Raw genomic sequence first — 18734 nt, 5'->3', positions numbered from 1 at the left:
AGGAGCGCAGGGCGCTCCTTCGGGTGGTGCATGATACCTGCTCGGCAGGTCTTAGTGCTTATCCATCCCCAGCTTCTTCTCTAGGTAGTGGATATTCACCCCACCTTTGCAGAAGCCCGTATCGCGCACTAAGTCGCGGTGCAGTGGGATGTTGGTTTTGATGCCGTCGACGACGATTTCGTCCAGCGCGTTGCGCATGCGTGCCATGGCTTCGTCGCGAGTGGCTCCGTAGGTGATCAGCTTGCCGATCAGCGAGTCGTAGTACGGCGGTACGCTGTAGCCGCTGTACATGTGCGAATCGACGCGCACGCCGTTGCCGCCCGGGGCATGGAAGTAATTGATCTTGCCGGGGGAGGGAATGAAGCGCTCGGGGTCTTCGGCGTTGATGCGGCATTCCATGGCATGGCCACGAATCACTACATCTTGCTGGCGGATCGCCAAGGGCAGGCCAGCAGCAATGTGTAGCTGCTCTTTGACGATGTCGATGCCAGTAACCATCTCGGTAACCGGGTGTTCAACCTGCACGCGGGTGTTCATCTCGATGAAGTAGAAGTTGCCGTCTTCATAGAGGAACTCGAAGGTGCCAGCACCGCGATAGCCGATTTCGATGCACGCACGTACGCAGCTGTCGGCGACTTCTTTGCGGGCTTGTTCGTCGATGTGTGGGGCTGGGGCTTCTTCGATCACCTTCTGGTGGCGGCGCTGCAGCGAGCAGTCGCGGTCGCCTAAGTGAATCGCGTGGCCTTGGCCGTCGGCCAATACCTGGATTTCTACGTGGCGTGGGTTGCCGAGGAACTTCTCCAAGTAAACCATCGGGTTGCCAAACGCCGCGCCGGCTTCGGTGCGGGTCAGTTTGGCCGACTTGATCAGGTCTTCTTCTTTATGCACCACGCGCATGCCGCGACCACCGCCGCCGCCAGCGGCTTTGATGATCACCGGATAGCCCACTTCGCGGGCGATGCGCAGGGCTTCCTGCTCGTTTTCCGGCAGTGGGCCGTCGGAGCCCGGCACGGTCGGTACGCCGGCCTTTTTCATCGCGTCCTTGGCCGAGACTTTATCGCCCATCAGGCGAATCACGTCGGCGGTGGGGCCGATAAAGGCAAACCCGGAGCGCTCAACTTGCTCGGCAAAATCGGCGTTCTCGGCCAAAAAGCCGTAGCCGGGGTGGATGGCGTCAGCGCCGGTGACTTCTGCCGCGGCAATGATCGAGGGAATGCTCAAATACGACTCGGCCGCCGAGGCCGGGCCAATACACACCGATTCATCGGCCAAGTGCAGGTGCATCAGGTCGCGGTCGGCCGTGGAGTGCACGGCGACGGTCTTGATGCCCAGCTCACGGCAGGCGCGCAGGATTCGCAGGGCGATTTCGCCGCGGTTGGCGATCAGAACTTTCTGCAGCATCGCAGGCCTCCTTAGGCGATCAGACGATGCTGAACAGCGGCTGGTCGAATTCCACCGGCTGGCCGTTTTCTACCAGCATGGCTTCCACCACGCCGCTCTTGTCGGCTTCGATGTGGTTCATCATCTTCATCGCTTCGACGATGCACAGCACGTCGCCTTTGTTCACGGTCTGGCCGATCTGCACAAAGTTCGGCGAATCAGGCGAGGCGGCGGCGTAGAAGGTGCCGACCATCGGCGAACGTACGGGCTGGCCGCTGTAAGCCGCTTTCGGTGCTTCGTTGGCGGTCGGGGCGGCAGCGGTAACCGGGGCGGGCGCAGCCGCAGGGGCTGCAACAGGTGCGGGCGCGGCGGCATACATAGGTGCTGCCATCGCCGCTTGTTTGCTGTGGCGGCTAATGCGCACAGACTCTTCGCCTTCGCGAATTTCCAGTTCGTCGATGCCTGACTCTTCGAGCAGTTCGATCAGTTTTTTAACTTTGCGGATATCCATAAACGTTGCACTCCTAAAGGTTCTTGTTTAAGTGCGTTGCAGTTGATTCAGTGCTGCGTCTAAGGCCAGGCGGTAGCCTATGGCACCTAGACCGCAAATCACCCCTACGGCTACATCAGAGAAATAGGAGTGATGTCGGAAAGCTTCACGTTGGTGCACGTTGGAAAGGTGCACTTCGATGAATGGGATGCTCACTGCCAGCAACGCGTCACGTAATGCGACGCTGGTGTGGGTAAAAGCCGCCGGATTGATGATGATGAAGTCGACGCCTTCGTGGCGGGCGGCGTGAATACGCTCGATCAGCTCGTACTCGGCATTACTTTGCAGGTGCAGCAGGTGATGCCCCGCGTCACGGGCGCGCTGCTCGAGGTCTTGGTTGATCTCGGCCAAGGTGGTGGCGCCGTATTTGTCGGGCTCGCGGGTGCCTAGCAGATTAAGGTTGGGGCCGTGCAGAACCAGCAGGGTTGCCATAACAGTCGCCTTTCAGTGGGTTAGCCGAGCAAGCAGTGGACTATGCCTAAGCGCACTGATTCCGTCCAGTTGTGCTCAAGATGCCGGAAGATTGCCGCTAATGGCTACAGAGTAGCAGGCGATTATTTGCCACGATGTGTTACAGGTTGGCGTTCAGGCGATCCAGCAGACGGGCGAATTGGCTGCGCTCGATTTCTCCGATGACGCGCAGCTCGGCCAGCTCGTCACCGTTGGGGGCGAAGAATTGAATCGCTGGCGGGCCGAAAAGTTTGTGCTCGGCCAGCAATTGGCGTTGTTCGGCGTTGTTGTCGGTAATGTCTAAGCGCAGCAGCACAAAGGCGCTTAAGCGTGGGGCGATCTCAGCGTGCTCAAACACTTCGCGTTCGATGATTTTGCAGCTGATACACCAATCGGCGTACCAGTCGAGCACAGCGACTTGGTTGTTGGCTTTGGCCTTTGCCAGTGCTTGTTCAAGTGCTTGGCGCGTGGTGATGGTTTGCCACTGGCCGTGCTGCGCAGTGCTAGCGCTATTGTTGGTGCTGCTGGCGTGTGCTAGTGGGCGCAGCGGGTCGCTGGCGCCTTGTAGGGCGCCGACCCAGCTGGCTAAGGCATACACCAGCAAGGCCAAACCGAGTAATTGCGCGAGTTTTTGCGCGGCGGTTTTCGCGCCAAACTCCAGCGCGCCTAAAAACAGCGCCACGCCGCCGGCGAGCAAGCCCCATAAGGCCAGCGCCACAGGGCCGGGTAGTAGGCGCTCGAGAAGCCAGATGGCTACGGCCAGCAGCATAACGCCGAACAGATTGCGCACGGCGACCATCCATGGGCCGCTTTTCGGTACTAAGGCATGGCCGCCTGCGCCGATGATCAGCAGCGGCACGCCCATGCCTAGGCCTAAGGCGAACAGTTGCAGCGCACCGCCTAGGGCATCGCCGCTGAGCGAGATATACAGCAAGAGCCCTGCCATCGGCGCGGTCACGCAGGGCGAGACCAGCAGGCTCGACAGCACGCCCAGGCTGGCGGCGCCGAGTAGCGAGCCGCCACGGGTATGGCTGGCTTGGCGGTCTAGCGGCTCGCGGATAAACGCCGGCAGGCGCAATTCAAACAAGCCAAACATGGCTACCGCGAATACGGCAAAAAACAGCGCAAAGGGAATCAGCACCCAGGGGGATTGCAGGCGTGCCTGTAAGTTGAGTTCGGCGCCAAAGCTGCCCATCAGTGCGCCCAAGGCAGCAAAGCAGGCGGCCATCGGTAGCACGTAGGCGCCGCTTAACGCTAAGCCGCGTAGGCGGCTGGGCTGACCGCGCAATACCACGCCGGACAGAATCGGCAGCATCGGCAGCACGCAAGGGGTGAAGGTCAGGCCAAGGCCGGCAAGGAATGCCAACAGCACGCCTTGCCACAGTGAACGCTGCGCGTTGTCAGCGGTGTCAGGTGCCGGAGCGGGGCTGCTGTCGGCGCCCAGCGGTAGGCGCTTGATCTCGGGGGGATAGCACAGGCCTTTATCAGCGCAGCCTTGATAGCCGACGACAAGATTAAAGCCTTGTTGTTCGGGGTTATTGATGGGGATGCGGATGTCGGTGATGCCGTAATACACAGTGACATCGCCAAAATACTCGTCAGTTTTCGGCGTGCCAGCGGGGAGCTCTGCTTGACCTAGGCTGACCTTAGGGTTGTCGCTGCTGAAGTTAAAGCGGTGTTGGTAGAGGTAATAGCCTTCGGCATTGATGAAGCGCAGAGTGACGGCCTCGCTGCTGGCCTCGCGTAGCTCCAGCTGGAAGGCTTGTTCGACCGGGAGAAAATCCGCTTGGTTATTCGCCGGCGCGCCGAGCAGGCTGTTCGGGCTTTTGTCGAACAGGTTGGCGTGGCCGCTGAAACTCAACAAGCAAAGCAACAACAGGGCAAACAAACGGGGCATGGCGGGCTCACAACAAAGCAATCGCGTCATGATACCCCGCATCAACCCACTGTCACGGCCTTTGCTGACCGTTTACGCCACTTTAAACGCCGTTACTCGTGATTGCAGTTCGCTGCCTAAGTGCGCCAAGCGTTCGCCTTGCGCTTGGCCTTGGCTGATGAGCTCGAGATTGTCACGCCCTTGGCTGTAGATCCGCTGGCCGTTGGCGCGAATGCCGCTAACAGTGCCGGATTGTTGCTGCGTTTGCGCGGCGATGCGGTTGATGCGTTCGTGCGTGGTGTGCATGGCGCTGACGATGGTCACGAGGGCATGTTCGGCTTGCTCGGCGCTTTGGCGCATGTGGCTGGCCAACTGCGCTTGTGCATTCATCTGTTGTTGGGTGGTTTGGCTGCTGGCTTGTAGGTGTTCGATCAGTGCTTGAATTTCTTCGGTGGCCTGCGCGGTGCGCTGCGACAGGCTGCGTACCTCTTCGGCAACCACGGCGAAGCCGCGTCCGTACTCACCGGCGCGCGCGGCTTCGATGGCGGCATTTAAGGCCAGCAGGTTGGTCTGTTCGGCCACGCTGCGGATCACCGTGAGCACTTGGCCGATATTCTGGCTGGCGTCGATCAGATGGCTTAGCGTGCTGGCGCTGTCTTCCACGCCTTGAGCCAGTTGGCGCAGTTCGTTAAGGGTGCGGCTGACCACATTTTGCCCGGTGCTGGCAGCTTGTTGCCCGGTTTGGCTGGCACCTGCGGCGGTGTTGGCGTCGTCGGCCACTTGCTGCAGAGCGCTTTCCATTTGGGTGAGGGCATCACGAATGTCGCGGGTGTCGTCCGCTTGGTGTTGTGCCCCTTGCTGTAAGCCGCTGTTGAGTTGGCGCAGCGCTTCGCTGCTATCGGCGATGGCTACCGATTGCTGATGCAAGGTGCCAATTAGGCCACTTAAGTAATCGCGCAGCTGATTTAGCGAACGCTCGACGCTTTGTAGCTCGCTGGTTTTCGCGGCGGTGAGAATCGGCTGACTGATATCGCCAGCGGCCCACTGGCTCAGCATCGGCGCTAAGCGGCGCAGCAGGTGCGTGAGTTTGCGCAGCAGGCGGTCGACGAAGATGGCGGAGAGCAAAATCAACAGCAGGCTGGCCAGTTGCAAGCTTTGCACTTGCTGCTGGCTGGCTTGATTGCTCTGGTCGATGAGTGGGCGTAGCGCCGCCACACTGGCTTGCAGTTGTTCAACGCGCTCATTTAGCGCGTTGGCCAGCGATTGCCGTTGCTGGATGAGTTGTTCGGTGCGCGTTAGCTCGCGGGTGTAGCGTGCGGTGAGCGACAGCAGCTGGCGCTTTAGGTCGTCGCCGGGGTTGTGTTGCGTGCTGGAGGTGTCGCGGCTGAGGCCCATCAGACTGGCAAAGTCATCTTGCGCCGATGCGCTGCGTTGGCTGACCTGTAGAAGGGGCAGTTGCTCAATGCGCTGCGCTTGTTGCTGCAGTTGTTGAAGTGCCTGATTGAGGCTCTGCGCAAGCGCGGCGGAGGGTTGCTGAACATAGCGTTGGCGAGCCAGTGACAGCTGCTGCAAACGGTGTTGCGCCTGCAATAGGAGTGGTTGATAGCGCTGGCTTTGCCCTTCCTCAGCGTATGCATTGAGCGCCATCAAGGCGTGGTCTAGCTCTCGCTCGGCTTGTTGCAGTAGTGCTTGAGGGTCGCCGGCTAACTTGCCAGCGGCGAGTAGTTCTTCGCGGCTAAAACGCTCCAGCTCGCTCAGGCTCGGCAGCAACTGGCTGTGCAGTTTGCTAGGCAGTAACTGGGCTTGCTGGCGCAATTGCTCGCTGGCTTGCAGGGCATTGGCGTGTTCCAGCGCATTGCCGCTATTTAGGTAATGGTTCAGCGGCTTAAGTAGCTGCTGCTCAATCTGCTGAGAGAGCTCCAGATACTGCTGGGTGAGTGCCAGTGGTTTCTGCTGGGCTTGCTGGCTCCACCATAGGCTGGCACCTAGGCCGAGGCAGGCTAGTGTGAGCAGGGTGGTGGCCGTATTGGTCAGAATTATTAGGCGCATGATCGCGACCCTTGTGGGGACATGACGCCATGTTGTGATGCTTTTATGACTGGCTAATGACTAATCGCCGCGATGTGTATGACAGCACACTTGGTTGCGCCCGCCGTGTTTGGCTTGGTACAGCGCTTCGTCGGCAAAGCTGCACAGCTGCTGAGCGCTGAGGTCGTTGCCGTCGTAGCTGGTGGCGACACCGGCACTGAAGGTGCTGATGATTTCGCCGCTGGGCACAGGGTGATGAATGTCGCTAAAGCGTCGGCGGATTTCGTCCAGCACATGCAGGGCAGCGGTGCTGTCGGTGTCGGGCATGATTACCGCGAATTCTTCGCCACCGTAGCGGCCAATGCTGTCGGTGCGGCGCAGGCGCTGTTTTAAGAACAGTGCGAGGCTTTTAATCACCCGATCACCGGCGGGGTGGCCGTGGCTGTCGTTGATCTTCTTGAAGAAGTCGATGTCCAGCATGGCAAAGCTGACCGGCTCTCCGTTCTGCTGGGCGCGGTGCAGGGCGTCTTCTAGCAGTTGTAGCGTGTGGGTGTGGTTGTACAGACCGGTCAGGCTGTCGCAGACCATGCGCTGTTTGAGCGTGCGTGCGCGATCGGCGCGGTGCCGCACGGTAGTCACCAAGTGGCGCGGGCGAATCGGTTTGGTGAGGAAGTCGTCACCGCCTTCGCCCATGGCCACCAGCTGTTTGTCGAGGTCATCCTCGGCAGACAAGAAGATGATCGGCGTGCTGACGTAGCGCTCATGCTGACGAATCATGCGTGCCAGTTCCGGGCCCATGCACTCGGGCATGTACATGTCGAGAATGATTAAGTCGGGGCTGAAGTTACGCAGCGCATCCATGACCTTTAGCGGCTCGGTGAGTGCGTAGGTGAGAATGCCGACGCCGTTGAGTGCTTGCTCGGTGAACATCGCCTGTGCGCGAGAGTCGTCGACAATCAGTACGCGGTAGGGCTCTTCCAGTGTTTGGCAGGTCAGTGCGTCGAGCTTTTCGAGCAGGCGCGCGGGATCGATATTGCCGCTTAGCAGTGCTTGGCCACCGGCGCGTACGGCTGCTAGCTGAGTGCGGGTGTCTGGCGCCTCGGGCGAATAAAACACGATGGGCAGGCGGTCTGGGCGGCTGTCCTGAATATGCTGCGCCAGCGACAAGCCGAGGCTAGGGCCGCCGAAGTCGACGTCCATCATTAATAGCGATGGGTGGCGGTCGGTGATCGCCTGCTGGAAGCTGCTAGGCTTATCCAGTGCTTGCGCGCGCATGCCGAAAAACTTTAATTGCTGCACGATGCGTTCGGCGCGTTCTTGGTCTTGCAGGCACACGTACACCGGCTTGCGGGCGCCGGGTCGCAGCACTGGGCCTTGATCGTCGAGTAGGCGCATGCCGATTTTCGACAGCTGCTGCATCAGGCTGTGTAGTTGCTGAATTTGTCCGCTGTTGGGGCGATTACGGTTATCGCGCACTTGAGCGAACAGGTTGTGCAGCTGCTCGGCCAGCTCGGCATGCTCGCCTTGCTCGAAACGCTGTGCCGATTTGGCCAAGCGTTCGCAACCTTGTTCTAGCTCGGCTAGTGCTTCGCTGTTCCATTCGCTGCGATTCAGGCGAATCCAAGCCTCCAGCAGCATTTGCGCTTGATGCGAAACGCGTTGGGCAAAGTGCTGGCGCAGTTTATCTAGATGGTTGTCATCCAGTTCTGCGGTGTTGGGCAGCTCGGACAAGGGAAATACCTGTAGCAATAATGGCTGAATGCTATCACGCTTTTGCAGGGCTGAGTGTGCTGTCGGTCACTTGACGTCAACAGCTTGTCGTTAATGTGCTTTTGCTGTCAACGCCGGGCAAGACGTATAGTTGAACGCATTGTCGCAGGCGCGCTGCGTGGCTGCTGTGAAGTATTGCCGCTTGCCTTGGGTGAAACACCTGACCCGACGATTGGACGGTTTTGCCCGGTGAAATGCGCTGGCTTGCTAGTGAGAGAAGAACCCTAAGGACAATTTCAATGCAGAACTGGAAAGACCGTGGAGATGAGCTCAAGGCCCGCATGGGCGACACCGTCGACGACGTGAAGAGCTACTTCGGCGGCCCCTTGTGGAGCAAAGTGCTGGCAGCGCTGGTGCTGATCTACCTGTTGGCCGCCACGCTGGTGGGCTGGTACTGGAGCCAAGAACCGGATCTGTTCCCGGTGCGTGAGCAAGTGCAGCGTGACTTGGAAGAGCACAACCAGAGCCTCGTCACTGGCTACACCACCGTCAGCACCTTAAGCCGCGTGGCCACCACCTTGCTGGATAAGCCGGGCGGTTACCTGAGCAACGATAAATTCCCCCCGGGCTTGTGGCTGGACAACATGCCCAGCTGGGAGTTTGGCGTGCTGGTGCAAACCCGCGACCTCACCCGCGCCCTGCGGAAAGATTTCTCCCGCTCGCAAACCCAGTCCACCGAAGACCGTGATCTGGCCCAAGCCGAGCCGCGGATGAACTTCGACCACCGCAGTTGGGCCTTGCCGGCCAGCGAGACCGAATACCGCGACGCGCTGAAATACCTCAATCGCTACGCGCAGCGCCTGAGCGATTCGAACAAGCCGGATGCACAGTTTTATGCCCGTGCCGACAACCTGCGCAATTGGCTGGGCGACGTAGAAACCCGCTTGGGTTCGCTGTCACAGCGCTTGTCGGCCAGCGTTGGGCGTGTGCGCCTGAATACCGACTTGGCCGGTGACAGCGCCGCTAAAGGTGCCACCCCCAAGGCCAGTGCCGAAGTGGTGAAAACCCCTTGGCTGCAGCTGGATGATGTGTTCTATGAGGCGCGCGGCCAAGCCTGGGCGCTGGTGCACTTCCTGCGCGCCATTGAGCATGACTTTGCCGACGTGCTGGAAAAGAAAAACGCTTTGGTCAGCGTGCAGCAGATCATTCGCGAGCTGGAAGCCACCCAAGACCCGCTGTGGAGCCCCATCGTTCTCAATGGTGAAGGCTTCGGTGTGTTGGCGAATCATTCGCTGGTGATGGCCAACTACATCTCGCGCGCCAATGCGGCGATCATCGACCTGCGCCAGTTGCTGGAGCAAGGTTGATGAGCGAAGGCTCCGCGGCCGAGCGTGCGCATCGGGCGCGCTCGGATGCTGAGTTGATTGCTTGGGTCGATGAGCGCGACCAACTGCTCGGCGCCTTACCGCGCGCCGAGCTACGCGAGCGGCGCCTGATCGGTCGGGGCACGTTTATTTTGTTGTTCAATAGCCGTGGCGAGCTGTGTGTGCATCAGCGCAGCGCCGCCAAGGCCGTGTACCCGGCTTACTGGGACTTGGCCGCCGGCGGCATGGTGGATGCTGGCGAAGCCTATCGGGCTGCTGCAGAGCGCGAGTTGGCCGAAGAGCTGGGCGTGCATGGTGTGCCGCTCACCGAGCACGGACGGTTCCTCTTCGATCAGCATGACAATCGCCTGTGGTGCGCGGTGTATTCCGCCTGTTGGGATGGCGTCATCACCCCGCAGGCCGAAGAGATTCAGCGCGTCGCTTGGTTAAGCCCTGCCGCGCTCGCAGCGCATCAACAACAACACCGCTATTGCCCAGACTCGCTGCAGGCTTGGGCGCTTTATCAGTCTGCTAATACCCGTGTGTCGTGATGAAGAAAAAACTCTCGTTAAGTGATTTGGGTGGCTTGGTGTATTCCACCGACAAAGGCGAGTGCTGCCCCGGTTGTAGTCAGCCCAAAGCCGCCTGTACCTGCCAGCAAGCCAGCCTGCCGGTGGGGGATGGCGTGGTGCGCGTGCGCCGCGAAACCAAAGGCCGTGGCGGTAAAACAGTCACCTCGGTCAGTGGCGTGCCGTTAGTGGGTGATGAGCTGAAAGCCCTAGCGGCTAGCCTGAAAAAGCGTTGTGGCACCGGTGGCACCCTGAAAGACGGGGTGATCGAAATTCAAGGCGAGCATGTGGAGACTCTGCTCGCGGAACTCAGCAAACAAGGCTTTAAAGCCAAACGCAGCGGCGGTTAAGGAGACACTGCTTTAATGGCTGCACTGGGCAATCACTGCGTGACGCGGTGCTGGCAACCTCGCCTATCAAACGGTATGGCTAGATTGCTGTACTCCGGGCGCCTTGTGCTTGCGTCGTGCGCCGATGAAATCAGCGCCTCCAAGGCGGCTGTGTATGGCGCGCTGTCCTATATCTGCAAAAAATAGCCGCCTACACTAAGGTATGTGGCTGGCGCAGTAGGCATGCTGCGCGCTTCACCCGGCGCTGCCGGCCTTCATTGTTAAGCACGAGGTACAACAGACTCCTATGTCCTGGACCGTGGCACAAAGCCGCAGCATGTATGGCATTCGTCACTGGGGTGACGGGTATTTCGATATCAATCCGGCGGGCCATGTGGAAGTCAGGCCGCTGAAAAATGCCGAACATTCGATCAATCTGCCAGAGTTGGTTGGCCAGCTTGAGCAAGCCGGTGTCGGTTTGCCGCTGTTGATCCGTTTCCCGGACATTCTGCAAGGACGTCTGCGTCAGCTTACCGAAGCCTTCGACCGCAATATCGAGCGCTTGGAGTACGGCAACCGCTACACCGCGCTGTACCCGATCAAGGTCAACCAGCAAGAGCCGGTGATCGAGAATCTGATCGCCACACAAGTCTCGGTCGGCCTTGAGGCTGGCTCCAAGCCCGAGCTGATGGCCGTGCTGGCGCTGGCGCCGCAGGGCAGCACGATTGCCTGCAATGGCTACAAAGACCGCGAGTTCGTGCGTTTGGCCTTGATGGGCCAGAAGCTCGGCCACGAAGTCTTCATCATCATCGAAAAAGAAACCGAAGTGCGCTTGGTGATCGAAGAAGCCAAGCGCATGGGCGTGATTCCGCGCGTGGGTTTACGCGTGCGCCTGTCATCGCTGGCCTCCAGCAAGTGGGCCGATACCGGCGGTGAGAAGTCCAAGTTTGGCTTGTCGGCCGCGCAGTTGCTGCGTGTCGTCGCGCAGTTTCAGCAGGCCGGCTTAAGTGAAAGCGTGCGCCTGCTGCACTTCCACATGGGCTCGCAAATCGCCAATTTGTCGGACTACCGCCAAGGCTTCCGCGAGGCGATTCGTTATTTTGGCGAGTTGCGCGGTCTTGGCCTGCCGGTGGAAAACATCGACGTCGGCGGTGGTTTAGGGGTCGATTACGACGGCACCCACTCGCGCAACGCCAGCTCGATCAACTACGACATGGACGACTATGCGGCGACCATCGTCAGCATGCTCAAAGAGTTCTGCGACGAGCACGAGCTGCCACACCCGCGCATTTTCTCCGAAAGTGGCCGGGCGATGACCGCGCACCACGCCGTACTGGTGGTGGAAGTCACCGATGCCGAGTGGCACGACGACCAAGTGCCGCAGGTTGATGACGCCAGCCAACTGCCCGAGAGCGTCGGCTACCTGTTCGAGCTACTTGGCGAAACCGACCCGGAGATGGTCACCGAAACCTATTGGCGCGCCACCCACTACTTAAGCGACGTGGCCAGCCAATACGCGCAAGGCAAGGTCAGCCTCACCGATAAAGCCTTGGCTGAGCAGTGCTACTTTGCCCTGTGCCGCCGCCTGTACCGCATGCTCAAAGCCCAGCAGCGTTCGCACCGCGCAGTGCTGGATGAACTGAACGACAAACTGGCCGACAAGTACATCTGTAACTTCTCGGTGTTCCAGAGCCTGCCGGATACTTGGGCTATCGGGCAAATTCTGCCGATTCTGCCCTTGGCGCGCTTAGAAGAGGAGCCGAGCCGTCGCGCCGTGTTGCAAGACTTAACCTGCGACTCCGACGGCAAGATTCGCCAGTACGTGGACCAGCAAAGCATCGAAACCACCTTGCCTGTGCACCGCCTAAAAGCCGGTGAGCGTTACTTCTTGGGTATCTTCTTGGTCGGTGCCTATCAAGAAATTTTGGGCGATATGCACAACCTGTTCGGCGATACCGACTCGGTTAACGTGTTCCAGCGCGACGATGGCAGCGTGTACCACGGCGGCATCGAAACCCACGACACCATTGAAGACATGCTGCGTTACGTGCACCTGTCGCCCGAAGGCCTGATGACCCGCTACCGCGACAAAGTGGCACGCGCCGAACTGACCCGCCAAGAGCGCGAACAGTTTATCGACGCCCTGCGCTTGGGCCTCACGCGCTCGTCCTACCTGGCCCACGAAGTGGGTTAATACCAGCAACCAAACGGCGCTATCGGTTAGCGCCGTTTTTTTATGGGAGACCTAATATGGCCCAGACTTTACGCTTTCCCTGGTTTTTCTTGCTGCTCGATGGCATCGGCACTGTGCTGCTGGGCGTTGGCCTGGCGGAATGGTTCGCCGCTGTCGAGCTGGTACCGCAAGCACTGCGTATCGAGCCGCTGGGTCCTATTTTGGTGGGTGTTGGTTTGGCCTTGATGCTGCCGGCGTTGGCGTCCATGCTGCGCCAGCTGATCAAGGCGAAAGCGGGACAGTAAGTTCCCTTGATGCTGCGAAGCGCGCCGTTGGTCGGTCGTACTTTGCATTGGGCGGCGGGGCTACTATGCCTTAACAAGGCATCGTTGGCAGGGAGGCTCCGTCATGAAAACGTATCTCTTGTTACTGTGCAGTGTGTGCGTGCTGAGCGCATGTAGCTTGGACCGCTCCGGCTTGGCCGGTATGCCCGGTGGCGAGCTGAGCGCTAGTCCGGCGCTGGCCTGTCCCGGTGACACGGTGGTCATTCGTTGGGATACGCAACGCCCGCATCACCCTAGCTTCTGCCGTTTCCCCAACGGCAATACTCCCGCCTTGCAGAGCTGCAGTTCCAGTCGGGACTGCCCGATTGGTGGCAGTGCGTGTCTGGATAACTACTGCAATTTGTGTTCGGCGATCAGCAATGCCGCCGAGCGGCGTAGCGAGTGTGCCGCACCTAGCAATCAGGGGTGCCAGCCCGACCTGAGCGCGCGCATTGCCGTCACCCCGGCGCCGACGCCACCACTGGCCGGCGGCGAGGATATCGCCGAGCATCGCGGTGAGTTGACCTTTGTGGTGCAGGAGAACAGCGATATCGCCTTTCGCAGTGAAGTGGCGGACCCGGAAGGCAATCGCGCCGGGCACCCAGAGTGGCTGGGACGCATCGACTTGAATGCACGGGTCGAAGTGGTTGACCCCGAGTTGCTGCGCACGGCGGCCAATGCCTACGAATGCCGCGGTAGCGCCAGTTGGCCAAGCAGTCGCTTGGAAATGATGTTCCCGGATGCGTCACCGCGGTTACGGGTATTACGCGTGCGTAACCCAAACCGCTTTACGGTGGTCGGTAGCATCGACGGCAATCCGTTACGCTTGGAGCCCGGAGCCACTCAAGCGCTGGGTCTGCTGCCGCAGGGGCTGCTGCAGGCGCAGCCGGCCCCCGAATACCTCAGCACCTTGCCGCCGGTACAGTGCAGCCCCGCATTTATCAGCGGCAGCTACCCTAATGCGCCCTTGGAACTGACCTTGGGCTGCGTCGCGCCTGAGTAGGCGCGGCGCGCGGCACCGCTGTTACAGTTCAACCCCCTGACTACGCAGGTAATCATCATAACTACCCGAGAAGTCGGTGATGCCGCTGTCGGACAGTTCAATAATCCGCGTCGCCAGCGAGGAGACAAACTCACGGTCGTGGCTGACGAAGATCAGCGTGCCGGGGTAGTTTTCTAGCGCCAAGTTCAGCGCCTCGATGGATTCCATGTCCAAGTGGTTGGTCGGTTCGTCCATCAGCAGCACATTGGGGCGCTGCAGGATGAGTTTGCCGAACAACATGCGGCCTTGCTCACCACCGGAAATCACCTTCACCGACTTTTTAATGTCGTCGTTGGAGAACAGCATGCGGCCGAGGGTGCCGCGCACCAGTTGCTCGCCGCCTTGAGTCCACTGCGCCATCCAGTCGAACAGGGTGACATCGTCGGCAAAATCGTCGGCGTGGTCTTGGGCGAAGTGGCCGACCTCGGCGCTGTCGGTCCATTTCACTTCGCCGCTCATCGGTGGCATTTCACCGGCCAAGGTGCGCAGCAGGGTGGTTTTGCCGATGCCGTTGGGGCCGATGATGGCGATGCGTTCGCCGGCTTCTACTTGCAGGCTGAAATTCTTGAACAGCGGCGTGCCGTCGTAGCCTTGGCTAACTTTGTCTAGCGTCACCGCTTGGCGGTGCAGTTTTTTGTGCTGCTCAAAGCGAATAAACGGGCTCACGCGGCTAGAAGGTTTGACCTCTTCGAGCTGAATCTTGTCGATCTGCCTTGCGCGGCTGGTGGCCTGTTTGGCCTTGGAGGCGTTGGCTGAGAAGCGGCTGACGAACTGTTGCAGCTCGGCAATTTGCGCTTTCTTTTTGGCGTTGTCGGCCAGCAGACGTTCGCGCACTTGGGTGGCGGCGGTCATGTATTCGTCGTAGTTGCCGGGGAACAGGCGCAGCTCACCGTAATCCAAGTCCGCCATGTGCGTGCACACGCTGTTTAAGAAGTGGCGGTCGTGGGAAATGATGATCATGGTGCTGCTACGCGCGGTGAGCACGCCTTCCAGCCAGCGGATGGTGTTGATGTCCAAGTGGTTGGTAGGTTCGTCGAGCAGCAGTACATCGGGGTCAGAGAACAGGGCTTGCGCAAGCAAGACGCGCAGCTTCCAACCCGGGGCCACGGCGCTCATCGGGCCGAAGTGTTGCTCCAGCGGAATGCCGAGGCCGAGCAGTAATTCACCAGCGCGCGATTCGGCGGTGTAGCCGTCCATTTCGGCGAACAGCACTTCCAGCTCGGCCACGGCCATGCCGTCGGCTTCGCTCATTTCCGGCAGTGAATAGATGCGGTCGCGTTCGGCTTTAACCTTCCACAGTTCGGTGTGGCCCATGATCACGGTGTCGATCACGCTAAAGGTTTCATAGGCGAACTGGTCTTGGCGCAGCTTACCTAGGCGGCTGTTGGCTTCGCGCATGACTTGGCCGCCGGAGGGCTCTAGCTCGCCGCCTAAGATCTTCATAAAGGTCGATTTGCCACAGCCATTGGCGCCGATCAGGCCGTAGCGGTTGCCGTTGCCGAACTTAACGGAAACGTTTTCGAACAGCGGCTTAGGGCCAAACTGCATGGTGATATTGGCGGTGGCGAGCACGGGCAAACCCTTCGTGGTAGCGACAAAAGGGCGCGATTGTAGCCCCTGACGCGCGCTGTGACACGCAGCGCATGCCGCTGCGCCGATCAAGGGTATGGCTTGACCTGTATCGGGCAAGGGTTAACCATCGGGGCGGTTAATTGCATTGAGCCATCCATGTCCTTCGACGCCGAGCTGCTTTTTACGGATTCCACCGCCGAACCTAGCCTTGCCCCGTGGCACAGCGCCGAGCGCTGGTTGCCCTGTGGCGACGGCGGGCGCTTGTTTGTGCAGGCGCATGTGCCAGAACAGCCGCGCGCGCTGGCGCTGCTGCTGCATGGCATGGTGGAAGACGGGCGGATTTTCTACAGCCAAAGTGGCAAAGGTTTAGCGCCGTTTTTGGCTGAACGCGGCGTGCTTTGCCACAGCCCTGATTTACGGTTGCGTGGCCGCAGTGAGCCGGCCTTGGCGCCGGGGCTCGATTATTCGCAGCATCAGGCGGTGACGGATGATATCCCCGCGCTGCTTACCCAGCTGCGCGCCGAACACCCGGATTTGCCGCTATTTATCATCAGCCACTCATGGGGTGGGGTGCTGGCGGCCAGTTGTTTGGCGCGGTATCCAGAGTGGCGCGAGCACGTGACCGGCTTGGCACACTTTGCCGCTAAACGGGTCATAGCCGGTGGTAGTCCGGCCAAGCGGCTGTTGATTGATCTGCTCTGGGATAGAATGGGCCGCTTAGCTGCCAAATGGCTTAAGCGCGTGCCGGCCAAGGCCATGGGTGTAGGTGTGGTGGATGAACCGCCCAGTCTGCATGCCGATAACGTGCGCTGGATGCGCGGCGAGCCGTGGGCTGACATAACCGATGGCTTCGACTATGCCCACGCGGCGCGCAGTAAAGCTTGGTTACCGAGCCTGTATTTTGCCGGCAGTAAGGATCGCCTGTTAGGCCGTTTGGCCGATGTGCGTGCCTTCGCCCGCGAGCTAGGCCCGCACGATGCGCAAATTGTGCTGCTGGGCAAAAGCGCCGGTTGCTCGCGCGACTACGGCCACAATGATTTGCTGACTCACCCGCAGGCGCAGGTGGATCATTTTCCTATGCTGTGTGACTGGATGACGCAGCGTTTCGACAAATAAATAATGCGGCCCGCATCGGGCCCTACCGAATTAAGAGGAATGCCTGTGCATCAAGTCGTTATTAGCGGAACGGGCCTGTTTACCCCACCGTACAGCATCTCCAATGAAGAACTGGTGACAGCGTTCAACGCCTACGTTGAGCTGTTTAATGCCGACAACGCCGCCGCTATCGAAGCCGGCGAAGTCGCCGCGCTGCAACCCTCCAGTGCCGAATTCATCGAAAAAGCCTCGGGCATCAAAGCCCGCTATGTGCTGAATAAAGAAGGCATTCTCGACCCCAAACGCATGCGCCCTTTCTTGGCCGAACGCAGTAACGACGACGTCGGCATCTTGGCCGAAATGGGCGTCGAGGCCTGTAAGCAAGCGCTAGAGCGCGCTGGCCGCACCGTGGCGGATGTCGATGGCGTGATCGTCGCGTGCTCGAATCTGCAGCGTGCTTATCCGGCGGTGTCGATTGAAGTGCAAGCGGCGCTGGGTATCGAAGGCTTTGCCTACGACATGAACGTGGCGTGTTCGTCAGCCACCTTCGGCCTGCAGGCGGCGATCAACAGTGTGCAGCTGGGCCAAGCGCGCAGCGTGCTGGTGGTCAGCCCCGAGATCTGTACCGCGCACCTGAACTTCTGCGACCGCGACAGCCACTTTATTTTTGGCGATGCGGCCACCGCCGTGCTGGTCGAACGCGCCGATATGGCCACCTCTAAGCACCAGTTCGATGTGCTGGGCAGCAAGTTGAAAACGCATTTCTCCAATAACATCCGCAACAACTTCGGTTTCTTGAATCGCTGCGCCGATGGCGATCCGCTGGCCGCCGACAAGCTGTTCGTGCAGCAGGGCCGCAAGGTGTTTAAGGATGTTTGCCCGATGGCGGCCGAACTGATCAGCGGGCACTTGGCGCAGAACCACTTGGCCGCCAGTGACGTGAAGCGCTTCTGGCTGCACCAAGCCAACCTCAGCATGAACCAGCTGATCGCGCGCAAAGTGCTGGGCCGCGATCCAGAGGGCGACGAAGCACCGGTGATTTTGGACGAGTACGCCAACACCAGCTCGGCCGGCTCGATCATCGCTTTCCACAAATACCAAGACGACCTGCCTACAGGTAGCCTCGGGGTGATCTGCTCCTTCGGCGCGGGTTACTCGATTGGCTCGGTGATTGTGCGCAAGCGCTAAGGCCGAACGGCTTACGTTAGCGGATCTAGCTGTTTTAAAAAGGCGACTCGCATTAGCGGCTCGCCTTTTTTGCTTGAGTCTGCTGCTAACGTCGCCCATCCTTGCTGCAAGCAGAAGGAGACGGATATGCCTTACGAGGCCGACGACCGTTTAATCAAGCGCCTGCTCGGTGGTGAGCAGCGTGCCTTTACCGAGTTAGTCAAAACCTATCAAAGCCCCATGCGCGCCGTGGCCTATGCCATTGTCGGCGCCAGTCATGCCGATGAAATCGTGCAAGACGCGTGGCTTGCCGTGGTGCGTAACTTGGCCAAATTTGAAGGTCGTGCGAGCCTTAAAACCTGGCTGTTAACCATCACTGCCAACACCGCCAAGAGCAAACTTAGGCAGATCAAGCGTGAGGTATCGCTGGACAGCCTGCCCGGCGGCCATGACTTCAACCCCGATCAGCGCTACGCCGAAGACGGCCACTGGAGCAAACCGCCGCAAAACTGGGAGCAAGACACTCCCGAGGCTTTGCTCAGCCAACAAGAGCTGCGCGAATGCTTGGACAAAACCCTCGCTAGCCTCAACGAGGTGCAGAAATCCGTGCTCATGCTACGCGAGCGGCAAGGTCTAGAACTGGATGAAATCTGTAACTTGCTGGATATCTCCGCATCCAATGTGCGCGTTTTGCTGCATCGGGCGCGATTAAAGGTGTTCGCGACACTGGAACATTTTGAGGAGACTGGCCAATGCTGACCTGTAAAGAATTAGCCGAGCAAGCCAGCCTGTATCTGGATAAAGATTTAGGCTTTGGCGAGCAGCTATCGGTGCGCGTGCACCTGCTGATGTGCCGTCATTGCCGGCGCTTTATTCATCAACTGCGCTTAAGCCAAGCGGTGATTCGTGAATACCCCGAGCCACTGGATACCCAGCTCGATGAGCTGGCCAAGCAGTTGGCCGAGCGTCATAAGCAGCCCTAACGCTAACGCAGCGCGCTACAAGCCCCGACCTGTTCGGGGCTTTTTTATGCCTGTTGCAGGGTGGTGGCAAAATGATGAATGGCTAATGCCAGAAAGAAATAAGCCACTGTTCTTAAATTTAAA

The 18734-nt window shown here is 59.6% G+C and carries 17 protein-coding genes; 10 read left to right on the top strand and 7 right to left on the bottom strand.

Annotated features, from left to right (window positions below; all coding sequences use genetic code 11):
• Positions 1-51: 51 nt before the first annotated feature.
• The 6 genes from accC to BMX80_RS15470 form a co-directional block, all read right to left on the bottom strand.
• Entirely contained in the window at positions 52-1401 is a 1350-nt protein-coding gene (gene accC / locus BMX80_RS15495) for an acetyl-CoA carboxylase biotin carboxylase subunit (protein ID WP_074870261.1), read from the bottom strand.
• 19 nt (positions 1402-1420) lie between these two features.
• Complete coding sequence (accB, locus tag BMX80_RS15490) at positions 1421-1891, bottom strand: acetyl-CoA carboxylase biotin carboxyl carrier protein (RefSeq protein WP_074870259.1); 471 nt, start codon at positions 1889-1891, stop codon at positions 1421-1423.
• A 27-nt stretch (positions 1892-1918) separates the two neighbouring features.
• Positions 1919-2362, bottom strand: coding sequence for a type II 3-dehydroquinate dehydratase (gene aroQ / locus BMX80_RS15485; RefSeq protein WP_071871901.1), 444 nt, complete (start codon positions 2360-2362; stop codon positions 1919-1921).
• Between the two features lie 139 nt (positions 2363-2501).
• On the bottom strand, positions 2502-4277 hold the full coding sequence (locus tag BMX80_RS15480; RefSeq protein WP_074870256.1) for a protein-disulfide reductase DsbD: 1776 nt from the start codon (positions 4275-4277) through the stop codon (positions 2502-2504).
• A gap of 72 nt (positions 4278-4349) precedes the next feature.
• A complete protein-coding gene (locus BMX80_RS15475) occupies positions 4350-6305 on the bottom strand; it encodes a methyl-accepting chemotaxis protein (RefSeq protein ID WP_074870253.1) in 1956 nt (651 codons plus the stop codon).
• 60 nt (positions 6306-6365) lie between these two features.
• Positions 6366-8015 (bottom strand): GGDEF domain-containing response regulator, encoded by a 1650-nt coding sequence (locus BMX80_RS15470; protein ID WP_328586315.1) that lies wholly within the window; start codon positions 8013-8015, stop codon positions 6366-6368.
• 278 nt (positions 8016-8293) lie between these two features.
• Between BMX80_RS15470 and BMX80_RS15465 the strand changes: the two genes are divergently transcribed.
• The 6 genes from BMX80_RS15465 to BMX80_RS15440 all read left to right on the top strand — a co-directional run bounded on the left by BMX80_RS15465 (position 8294) and on the right by BMX80_RS15440 (position 13755).
• Positions 8294-9361: a DUF2333 family protein gene (locus tag BMX80_RS15465; RefSeq protein WP_074870250.1), complete on the top strand. Its 1068-nt coding sequence runs from the start codon at positions 8294-8296 to the stop codon at positions 9359-9361.
• Positions 9361-9909 carry an NUDIX hydrolase gene (locus BMX80_RS15460; protein WP_074870247.1) on the top strand — a complete coding sequence of 183 codons (549 nt, stop codon included), beginning with the start codon at positions 9361-9363 and terminating at the stop codon, positions 9907-9909. The genes BMX80_RS15465 and BMX80_RS15460 overlap by 1 nt, the downstream gene beginning before the upstream one ends.
• On the top strand, positions 9906-10277 hold the full coding sequence (locus BMX80_RS15455) for a translation initiation factor Sui1 (protein ID WP_071871898.1): 372 nt from the start codon (positions 9906-9908) through the stop codon (positions 10275-10277). Before BMX80_RS15460 ends, BMX80_RS15455 begins: the two co-directional genes overlap by 4 nt.
• Before the next feature lie 286 nt (positions 10278-10563).
• Entirely contained in the window at positions 10564-12450 is a 1887-nt protein-coding gene (speA, locus tag BMX80_RS15450; protein ID WP_074870246.1) for an arginine decarboxylase, read from the top strand.
• A gap of 56 nt (positions 12451-12506) precedes the next feature.
• Complete coding sequence (locus BMX80_RS15445; protein ID WP_074870242.1) at positions 12507-12734, top strand: hypothetical protein; 228 nt, start codon at positions 12507-12509, stop codon at positions 12732-12734.
• Between the two features lie 103 nt (positions 12735-12837).
• Positions 12838-13755 (top strand): hypothetical protein, encoded by a 918-nt coding sequence (locus tag BMX80_RS15440; protein WP_074870241.1) that lies wholly within the window; start codon positions 12838-12840, stop codon positions 13753-13755.
• A gap of 21 nt (positions 13756-13776) precedes the next feature.
• Here BMX80_RS15440 and BMX80_RS15435 read toward each other — a convergent pair whose 3' ends face one another.
• Positions 13777-15366 (bottom strand): ABC-F family ATPase, encoded by a 1590-nt coding sequence (locus BMX80_RS15435; protein WP_071872782.1) that lies wholly within the window; start codon positions 15364-15366, stop codon positions 13777-13779.
• A 156-nt stretch (positions 15367-15522) separates the two neighbouring features.
• Between BMX80_RS15435 and BMX80_RS15430 the strand changes: the two genes are divergently transcribed.
• The 4 genes from BMX80_RS15430 to BMX80_RS15415 all read left to right on the top strand — a co-directional run bounded on the left by BMX80_RS15430 (position 15523) and on the right by BMX80_RS15415 (position 18611).
• A complete protein-coding gene (locus tag BMX80_RS15430) occupies positions 15523-16482 on the top strand; it encodes an alpha/beta fold hydrolase (RefSeq protein WP_083394348.1) in 960 nt (319 codons plus the stop codon).
• 45 nt (positions 16483-16527) lie between these two features.
• Positions 16528-17649: a beta-ketoacyl-ACP synthase III gene (locus tag BMX80_RS15425; protein ID WP_074870301.1), complete on the top strand. Its 1122-nt coding sequence runs from the start codon at positions 16528-16530 to the stop codon at positions 17647-17649.
• A 126-nt stretch (positions 17650-17775) separates the two neighbouring features.
• On the top strand, positions 17776-18387 hold the full coding sequence (locus BMX80_RS15420) for an RNA polymerase sigma factor (protein ID WP_074870238.1): 612 nt from the start codon (positions 17776-17778) through the stop codon (positions 18385-18387).
• Positions 18381-18611, top strand: a complete 231-nt coding sequence (locus tag BMX80_RS15415) for an anti-sigma factor family protein (RefSeq protein ID WP_074870235.1) — start codon at positions 18381-18383, stop codon at positions 18609-18611. The genes BMX80_RS15420 and BMX80_RS15415 overlap by 7 nt, the downstream gene beginning before the upstream one ends.
• The last annotated feature ends 123 nt before the right edge of the window (positions 18612-18734 follow it).

The organism is Atopomonas hussainii (assembly GCF_900109735.1).
Classification (GTDB): domain Bacteria; phylum Pseudomonadota; class Gammaproteobacteria; order Pseudomonadales; family Pseudomonadaceae; genus Atopomonas; species Atopomonas hussainii.
Note: the sequence above shows the minus strand (reverse complement) of the source record. Positions and strands in the feature narration are given on the sequence as shown.

Bases quoted from the DNA above. Each gene is read 5' to 3' on its own strand.
- BMX80_RS15440 (WP_074870241.1), top strand. From the start codon at position 12,838: ATGAAAACGTATCTCTTGTTACTGTGCAGTGTGTGCGTGCTGAGCGCA.
- BMX80_RS15430 (WP_083394348.1), top strand. From the start codon at position 15,523: ATGTCCTTCGACGCCGAGCTGCTTTTTACGGATTCCACCGCCGAACCT.
- accC (WP_074870261.1), bottom strand. From the start codon at position 1,401: ATGCTGCAGAAAGTTCTGATCGCCAACCGCGGCGAAATCGCCCTGCGA.
- BMX80_RS15445 (WP_074870242.1), top strand. From the start codon at position 12,507: ATGGCCCAGACTTTACGCTTTCCCTGGTTTTTCTTGCTGCTCGATGGC.
- BMX80_RS15415 (WP_074870235.1), top strand. From the start codon at position 18,381: ATGCTGACCTGTAAAGAATTAGCCGAGCAAGCCAGCCTGTATCTGGAT.
- BMX80_RS15460 (WP_074870247.1), top strand. From the start codon at position 9,361: ATGAGCGAAGGCTCCGCGGCCGAGCGTGCGCATCGGGCGCGCTCGGAT.
- accB (WP_074870259.1), bottom strand. From the start codon at position 1,891: ATGGATATCCGCAAAGTTAAAAAACTGATCGAACTGCTCGAAGAGTCA.
- BMX80_RS15480 (WP_074870256.1), bottom strand. From the start codon at position 4,277: ATGCCCCGTTTGTTTGCCCTGTTGTTGCTTTGCTTGTTGAGTTTCAGC.
- BMX80_RS15420 (WP_074870238.1), top strand. From the start codon at position 17,776: ATGCCTTACGAGGCCGACGACCGTTTAATCAAGCGCCTGCTCGGTGGT.
- aroQ (WP_071871901.1), bottom strand. From the start codon at position 2,362: ATGGCAACCCTGCTGGTTCTGCACGGCCCCAACCTTAATCTGCTAGGC.
- speA (WP_074870246.1), top strand. From the start codon at position 10,564: ATGTCCTGGACCGTGGCACAAAGCCGCAGCATGTATGGCATTCGTCAC.
- BMX80_RS15465 (WP_074870250.1), top strand. From the start codon at position 8,294: ATGCAGAACTGGAAAGACCGTGGAGATGAGCTCAAGGCCCGCATGGGC.
- BMX80_RS15475 (WP_074870253.1), bottom strand. From the start codon at position 6,305: ATGCGCCTAATAATTCTGACCAATACGGCCACCACCCTGCTCACACTA.